6 protein-coding genes are annotated in these 8,491 nt (G+C 41.5%); 1 reads left to right on the forward strand and 5 read right to left on the reverse strand.

Annotated features, from left to right (window positions below; genetic code table 11):
• Positions 1-112: 112 nt before the first annotated feature.
• Positions 113-1,690, reverse strand: a complete 1,578-nt coding sequence (gene guaA / locus ACT3RM_RS16115) for a glutamine-hydrolyzing GMP synthase (RefSeq protein ID WP_441836551.1) — start codon at positions 1,688-1,690, stop codon at positions 113-115.
• Between the two features lie 103 nt (positions 1,691-1,793).
• Complete coding sequence (gene guaB / locus ACT3RM_RS16120) at positions 1,794-3,263, reverse strand: IMP dehydrogenase (protein ID WP_441836550.1); 1,470 nt, start codon at positions 3,261-3,263, stop codon at positions 1,794-1,796.
• A 134-nt stretch (positions 3,264-3,397) separates the two neighbouring features.
• Here guaB and xseA point away from each other — a divergent pair, with 134 nt between their 5' ends.
• On the forward strand, positions 3,398-4,732 hold the full coding sequence (gene xseA / locus ACT3RM_RS16125) for an exodeoxyribonuclease VII large subunit (RefSeq protein ID WP_441993300.1): 1,335 nt from the start codon (positions 3,398-3,400) through the stop codon (positions 4,730-4,732).
• A 28-nt stretch (positions 4,733-4,760) separates the two neighbouring features.
• Here xseA and ACT3RM_RS16130 read toward each other — a convergent pair whose 3' ends face one another.
• The 3 genes from ACT3RM_RS16130 to ACT3RM_RS16140 form a co-directional block, all read right to left on the reverse strand.
• The gene (locus ACT3RM_RS16130) at positions 4,761-5,423 is read right to left on the reverse strand and encodes a hypothetical protein (RefSeq protein ID WP_441993302.1); all 663 of its coding nucleotides are present in this window, start codon (positions 5,421-5,423) and stop codon (positions 4,761-4,763) included.
• A 27-nt stretch (positions 5,424-5,450) separates the two neighbouring features.
• Complete coding sequence (gene cysE, locus ACT3RM_RS16135) at positions 5,451-6,269, reverse strand: serine O-acetyltransferase (protein WP_441993304.1); 819 nt, start codon at positions 6,267-6,269, stop codon at positions 5,451-5,453.
• A gap of 227 nt (positions 6,270-6,496) precedes the next feature.
• Positions 6,497-8,491 (reverse strand): M16 family metallopeptidase (locus tag ACT3RM_RS16140; protein ID WP_441993306.1); only part of this gene is annotated, 1,995 nt, incomplete at its 5' end.

The following is an 8,491-nucleotide window of genomic DNA, read 5'->3' on the forward strand; positions in this document are numbered from 1 at the left end:
ATAATCAAACTTACTCTACTACACAAGCAAAAAGCCCAACGAGAACGCTGGGCTTTGAGACTTATTCTGTTACTGATAAGTATTACCAGACGTTACTCGTCTGTAGTACCGGTCACTCCCACTCAATCGTTGCCGGTGGTTTACCTGAAATATCGTAAACAACACGAGAGATCCCGTCTATTTCGTTAATGATACGGTTTGAAACCACACCTAAGAATTCATACGGTAAATGTGACCAGCGAGCAGTCATAAAATCGATTGTTTCTACGCAGCGTAAGCTTACCACCCAATCGTATTTACGAGCATCACCCATAACACCTACTGATTTAACCGGTAAGAATACCGTGAACGCTTGGCTCACTTTATGATAAAGCTCAGCTTTGTGTAGCTCTTCAATAAAGATAGCATCCGCACGGCGTAGTAAGTCACAGTATTCTTTTTTGATCTCGCCAAGTACACGTACACCTAAACCAGGCCCAGGAAATGGGTGGCGGTAAAGCATATCATACGGTAACCCCAGTTCTAGACCAATTTTACGTACTTCATCTTTAAATAGCTCACGTAAAGGTTCAACAAGACCCATCGCCATGTCATCTGGTAAACCGCCTACATTGTGATGCGATTTAATTACATGGGCTTTACCTGTAGCTGATGCTGCTGATTCGATTACATCAGGGTAAATAGTACCTTGGCCTAACCACTTTGCGTTTTTAAGCTTTTTAGACTCTTCGTCAAACACTTTTATAAAAGTATGACCAATAGCTTTACGTTTCTCTTCTGGATCTGATTTTCCAGCAAGGTCTTCTAAAAATAACTCTTCGGCATCTACTTTAATGATGTTCAAGCCAAACTTATTACCAAACATATCCATAACTTGCTGACCTTCGTTTAAACGAAGTAAGCCGTTATCTACAAATACACATGTTAAGTTTTTACCAATAGCGCGGTGAATAAGCATCGCCACAACCGACGAATCTACACCGCCAGATAAACCTAAAATAACTTCTTCATCACCAACAGTTTCTTTGATGCGTTCAATTGCGTCGTCAATAATTTTTGCCGCAGTCCAGAGCTTTTCACAACCACAAATATCAATTGCAAAACGCTCTAGCAAACGCAGCCCTTGATGAGTGTGCGTTACTTCTGGATGAAATTGCACACCGTAAAATCGTTTTTCTTCGTTTGACATAGCAGCATGTGGACAGGTTGCAGTTTTAGCCGTTGTTTTGAACGAATCAGGGATGTCCATCACTTTATCGCCATGGCTCATCCATACGTCTAATACGCCGTTGCCGCCATCCGTGATGTGATCTTCAATAGCATCAAATAACGCACAATCGCCTACTTTTTCAACTTGTGCGTAGCCAAATTCTTTTTTATCAGAACTATGTACATTACCACCTAGTTGCGCCGCCATAGTTTGCATACCGTAGCAGATACCAAGCACAGGTACGCCCGCGTTAAATACATACTCAGGCGCACGAGGGCTATTTTCAAGCGTAGTTGATTCAGGACCACCTGAAAGGATAATACCTTGCGGATTAAATTCGCGAATTTGCTCTTCAGTTACATCCCAAGCCCATAGCTCACAGTAAACGCCAATTTCACGCACTCGGCGGGCAATTAATTGGGTGTATTGTGAACCAAAATCTAAGATCAGAATTCGTGAATCGTGAATGTCTTTGCTCATGGATTATCTCGTTAGTCAGCAGCTGCCCTTCCTGCTTGGAAGAGTAAAAATAAATAAGGGCTAGCAAATGCTAGCCCAGTAATTTCAATATTTTATATATTAATTAACCTAAACGGTAGTTAGGTGCTTCTTTGGTGATTTGCACATCATGAACATGTGACTCACCCATACCCGCAGAAGTTACGCGAACAAATTGTGGTTTCGTGTTTAACTCTTCAATGGTTGCACAACCAGTTAAACCCATGGCACTGCGCAGACCACCCACTTGTTGGTGAATAATAGTTGCTATTGGGCCTTTATAAGCCACGCGACCTTCAATACCTTCTGGCACTAATTTGTCTGCTTGATTAGATTTTTGGAAGTAACGATCTGATGACCCTTCTTTTTGATCCATCGCACCTAAAGAACCCATACCACGGTATGATTTATAGTAGCGACCTTGATAAAGCTCAACTTCACCAGGTGCTTCTTCAGTACCAGCAAGCAATGAACCCACCATCACACATGATGCACCAGCAACTAATGCTTTTACAAGATCGCCAGAAAAACGGATACCACCATCAGCAATCACTGGAATGTCGCGGTCTTTTAACGCTTCAACAGCATCAGAAATTGCGGTAATTTGCGGCACGCCACAACCGGTAACGATTCGCGTAGTACAAATTGAACCAGGGCCGATACCAACTTTAACAGCGTCAGCACCTGCATCTGCAAGGGCAATTGCCCCTTCTGCTGTTGCTACGTTACCAGCAACAATTTGTAAGTCTGGAAATTCTTTGCGCGTTTGAGCAACACGGTCGATAACACCTTGTGAATGGCCGTGTGAAGTATCTATTAATAATAGATCAACGCCGGCTTCAACAAGTGCTGCAATACGTTCACCCGTACCATCGCCCACACCGACCGCAGCACCTACACGTAAACGACCTTGGTCATCTTTACATGCATCTGGTTTATCTTGGGCTTTTTGGTAATCTTTTACAGTGATCATGCCTTTAAGTTTAAATTCATTATCAACAACAAGAATTTTTTCAATGCGATGCTCGTGCATTAATCCTAAGATTTCTTCACGGGATGCGCCTTCTTTAACAGTGACTAACTTTTCTTTTTTAGTCATTACCGTTGAAACGGGTTGTTCTAGTTTGGTCTCAAAACGCATATCACGACTAGTCACAATACCGACTAGGTTATTGTCTTGATCGGTAACGGGGAAACCTGAGAAACCTTTTTCTTCAGAAAGGGCAACCGCTTGTGCAATTGTTAAATCCGCAGTCACTGTCACAGGAAAAGAAACAATGCCCGCTTCGTACGTTTTAACTTTACGTACGTTTCTGGCTTGTTCTTCAATGGTCATGTTTTTGTGGATAAAACCTAAACCACCCTCTTGCGCCAGCGCAATAGCTAAGCGAGCTTCGGTAACAGTATCCATAGATGCTGAAACTAGCGGCAAGTTAAGTTTGATACCACGCGTTAAACGAGTTGAAATATTAGCCGTATGAGGCAAAACAGTAGAATGACCAGGTACTAATAGTACGTCGTCAAAGGTAAGAGCTTCTTTAGCGATTCTAAGCATTTTGGCAACTTCTCACATGTGGATCTTGTATAAGGAATTGCGGCCAAATTTTATCAGCGTTATGGGCCTGAGTAAATAAGATTTCGTAAATATTTATGATAAACTAGCCCCCGTTAATTTATTTGGGACTTTTTATGGCTATAACTAATTCAATGCAAGGTGTTTATACGGTTTCTCGCCTTAATAAGGAAATTCGTAGTGTGCTCGAAAAAGGCTTTGCGTCGTTAATGTTAAATGGTGAAATCTCAAATTTTATAGCACCGGCATCGGGTCACTGGTATTTCACCTTAAAAGACGACCGCGCTCAGGTAAAAGCCGCAATGTGGCGTGGTAATAACCGTAATCAAACTTTTCGCCCTGCTAACGGCGCACAAGTAACTGTTCGCGCAAGAGTTTCTTTATACGAGCCGCGTGGTGATTACCAGCTGATTGTTGAACATATTGCGCCGGCTGGCGAAGGGCAACTTAAGGCCCAGTTTGATGAGCTAAAAATGCGCTTAGCTGCGCAAGGTTTATTTAGCTCAGCCTATAAAAAACCACTGCCAACAAGCATTAATAAAGTGGGTCTTATTACCTCAGCCACTGGCGCTGCTATTAAAGATATTTTAACAGTATTAAAGCGCCGCGCACCTCAACTGGAGGTGATTATTTACCCTGCTATGGTGCAAGGCAAAGATGCCCATAAGCAATTAATTGAAAAAATAAAAATGGCTAATCAACGTAGCGAAGTTGATGTATTAATACTAGGACGTGGTGGTGGTTCATTAGAAGATTTATGGTGTTTTAACCATGAACAACTTGCCCATGCTATTTTTGACAGTCAACTTCCTATCGTAAGCGCCGTGGGCCATGAAATTGATACTACAATTAGCGATTATGTAGCTGATATACGTGCAGCAACCCCCTCTGCAGCGGCTGAGCTAATTAGCCCTAATAGTATTGAGCTACACAGTAAAGTACAACAAAAAATTGCTGCGCTTATCAGTGCATTTCGTCACAACGTAGCTGCACATCGTAGCCAAGCCGTGCATTTACAGCATCGCTTAAACTTGTGCCATCCGCGAAACCAGTTAAGCCAACAAACCCAACGCTTAGATGAGTTGAGCTTAAGTTTACAACAAGCGATGATAAATCGCCTGCACAACCAAGAACGTGTTATAAATAACTTGCATCCCCGGTTAATAAAAAATTCCCCTGATAGGAAGCTTACCCATGCAAAACACCAACTGACTGAACTTAAAAGCCGCCTAGTCCAGCAAATACATCAACAGCTAAGTAGCGCTAATAATAACTTAGCACTACAAGCTAGTCGGTTAGAATCGGTCAGTCCGCTTAGTGTCCTTGCTCGCGGTTATAGCATCACAAAGTCTGAGCAAGGTAGGGTCGTTAAATCGGTAAGTGATATTGAAAAAGACACTCTACTCATAACAGAGCTAAGTGACGGGCAACTTAAATCTCGGGTAATTTAATAACCAGGCTTATACCCATCATAGGTATCTACTGTTCAGTGCTTAATACGAAGCGGTAATGACTATCGTTTGAATGTGAAGTACTGGTTTTAAACTGCTGCCACCAAGGTTGCTTAATAAGCTTATCGTTTAACTCACGCCAAGCAGTGTGATCAAAGTCATGCTCACCTTCAGCTGTAACTAACTCGAACTGACATACTGTTGTTTTACACTCACCACTTTCAAGTATCGGAGTTATGGTCAGATCTGCGGTGATCAAAAAGTCACTCACTGCGGTTTCAACATTGTATGCCCATAGATCATTACGCGGCTCTTGTTCAAAGCGCTCTTGTAGCTCTTGCTGTAAATCCGAGGGCTCACTATAAACACGGTTAAGCTGCGCTTTATATTGCTGAGTTTGTTTTTGTTGCTGTATCAATTTTTGCTCTAGCTCAGCAACTTGTGCTTTTAATTGGGCTTGGCTACGCGCTTCATCTTCGCTAGGTTTGTCATCAGTGAGGACTGTCTTTACCGAAGGCGACGTAACTGCTTGTCCTGGGCTTTGCAAAGTCTCGACTGGTTGCTGCACTGTTGTTTGCGGGACTACTTGTGAGCCTAACAAGTCTTTGTTGTCAGTTAATATAAAATAGCTGGCCGTTACCAACACACCAGCGGCAAACGCTAGTAATCGCGTAATTACTTGGCTATTCATTATTTTACCTTAAACATGACAGCAGAATTACAACATCGCACTCGTGTGAGATTCATTTTGTGGCTCCCCACCTTCTAAAAAGTTTTGATTCATACTTTTAGCAGGGCAAGGACAAGCGGGCTTGCCAACGATTTTAGCCGGTATCCCAACCGCTGTTGTATGAGCCGGAACAGCGTTTAATACCACTGAGTTTGCACCAATCCGCGCGCCCTCACCAACTTCTATATTACCGAGCACTTTAGCACCGGCACCAATTAACACGCCTGCGCGAATTTTAGGGTGGCGGTCACCTTTTTCGTTACCAGTACCGCCTAGTGTTACCGATTGCAATATGGAAACATTATCCTCAATAACCGCAGTTTCGCCAATGACAATACCCGTTGCGTGGTCAAACATAATACCATGACCGACTTGACAAGCCGGATGGATATCAACACCAAATACTTCTGATGTACGGCTTTGAACAAAGCGAGCTAGCTCTTTACGGTTTTGACGCCATAAACAATTAGCCAAACGATGCGCTTGAATTGCATGAAAGCCCTTTAGATTTAATATTACAGTTAAGTAAGTGTCAGCTGCGGGGTCTCTATCTTTAACCGCTTTTATATCATGGGCAACATGAGTCAGCATACGGTCGCATTCAACAAAAGCTTGATCAAACAATTCACGAATTGTAAAAGCCGAAACAACCGCATCTGATAATTTATTAGCAACAATAAAGCTTAATGCCGAACCTAAACACTCATGATTAAGCACACATGAATAAACATGACTTGCTAATAAAGGTTCACGGGTAACGACTTCATTTGCTTCTGTGCGAAGTTGTTGCCAAATTTCATGACGCATAGGACGGCCTTAAATTAATACAAATATACACTGTGATTCATTTTAACGGATTTAAAGCAAGATGTGTTAACCCAGTCGTTATTTGTTGTAGTTATTAGTTATAACCAACTAGAAAAAGCATTAATGCTGATTCAATGTCGAAACGCATAAACGTTAAAGTGTCCCTATAAATGGGGCACTTTAACGATAGCTGACTTAATTATTTGAATAGGCTTTTTACATAACCTTTATTCAAATACCTTATCTACAGCCATTACTTCAATATTTTTAGCTGGTATTGCTAACTTGTAATCAGCAATCACTTTATCTTCGGCAACTAATTCAGCTGGTTTTTCTGCATTATAGACCATTGGCGAAGTTTGCTCTGATGCTAGGCGTTTTTGCATATCTTTACCGTCATTGGTGATAAATACATAGTGAATATCATTCGTTTGTAAGTTATCTTTAATCACCCGATTTACATCATCAACAGTCAATTTTTCAAGCTTACTTGTTACATACTTTACAAACGACTGTGTGTTATAAAATTCACTATCCAGTGCGTAACCTAATTGACGATTTTGACTGGCGACCATTTGCGGCACAAAATTGATTAAGAAATTACGCGTTGCGTCAAAGTCTTTTTCTGTCATGCCATTTTTGATCAGCTTATCTAGTTCAAATAAAGCCGTACGTGTTGCAAAGTGCGCATCATTATTTGAACGCAATGGGCGTAACCAAACTTGGAATATCTGCTCTGAACGGCCTAAGTTTGCATCGGGCTTAGTTTGGAACATACCACGAGGAAAGTACTCAATGTATGCGTAATCACCGTAGTTCATACCCCGTGTTTGGCGAATGCGATTATAAAGGTAGGCATTTGAGCTGCGATGTTCGCCAAAGTAAGAGCGCACTAACCAAAGTGCTGTCCAATCTTCTTGGCTTCTAATTGTATCAATTGGGAAGCCAAACGATACAGCAGTAGATTGTGCCGACTTCTCAACAATGGTTGCATGATGCCCTTTAAGTTCTGGCGCATCAGGGATTGATAAGCGACTTTGCTCACCTTTTGGTAAATCACTTAAGTCATCAAACATAGTCGCTTTTAGTGACTGTGGTACTGCACCTATTAAACCAACGGTAAGCTTAGCTTGGGTAAACTCTTTGGCATAAAATGCTTTTACATCATCAAGCGTGAGCGCTTCAAGATCAGATAAATCACCATAGTTATAGCTTTCATACGGGTGACCTTGATATAACTTGTGATAAAGAACTTCTTTACCTAGCTCTTCATCATTAGATGCTTTAAGGCCTGATTTAATACCATCAATTATCTCTTTCTTTACTCGTTTAAAGTCATCTTCTCTAAAGCCAGGGTTAAGTAACTGCTCACTAACGAGTGCATACCACTGAACTGCATTATCTTTATGCACACGCCCTTGTAGAGAAATCATTTCTTTATCTAGCTGATAATTAAAGCTCCCAGCCAATGGGTAAAGGGCTTGCTTAATATCGTTGTAGCTTTTCGATTCTGAACCGCCTTGAGCAAGCATAGCTGCCGTTAGCGCAGCCACCCCTTTTTTACCTTTTGGATCAGCAGCAGCGCCTGTGTGAAATAACCAGTTAACATCAATAAGCGGTGAGTCATTTGTTTTATCAAGCACCTTAAAGTGATGCTCTTTCACTGTTTGTTTACTAGCTACTAAAGTATTTAAGTCAACGCCTTGCTCAAAGCCTGATACTTTATCAAGTGCTGACATAGTAACGGTGGTGCGGCTACTATCGACAAAATATTTATTAGCAATAGCTTTAATATCTTCTGCTGTAATGTTATCTGCCGTTGCATAAAGCTGATTTACAACTTCAGGATCACGCTCAAAGTGCATGTAGCTTGCAAGCGTTGACGCAATTGATTGCGATGAATCAAGACCATTAATAAAACTGTACTTAAGGTTTGATTTTAAATCTGCAAGCTTTTGGCTATCCACCAACTCCGTACGTGCTTTTGCATACGTTCGATTTATCGCTTCACGTGCTTTTAGTAAGTCTTTTTCGCTGTCAACTTTGACAAATACGTGCAGTAAACCGGCATCTTTAGTATCTGGATTATAGCTAAACATTTGACTCGCGATTTGTTTATCTACCACTAACTCCTGGTAAAGAGCTGAATTATTTGAAAAATAAAGCTGTGAGAGTAAATCAAGTGCAGCGCGGTCTTTTTGCTTGGGTTGCCACGGTGTGCC

Source organism: Pseudoalteromonas sp. AOP7-A1-14 (assembly GCF_052376275.1).
Lineage (GTDB): Bacteria > Pseudomonadota > Gammaproteobacteria > Enterobacterales > Alteromonadaceae > Pseudoalteromonas.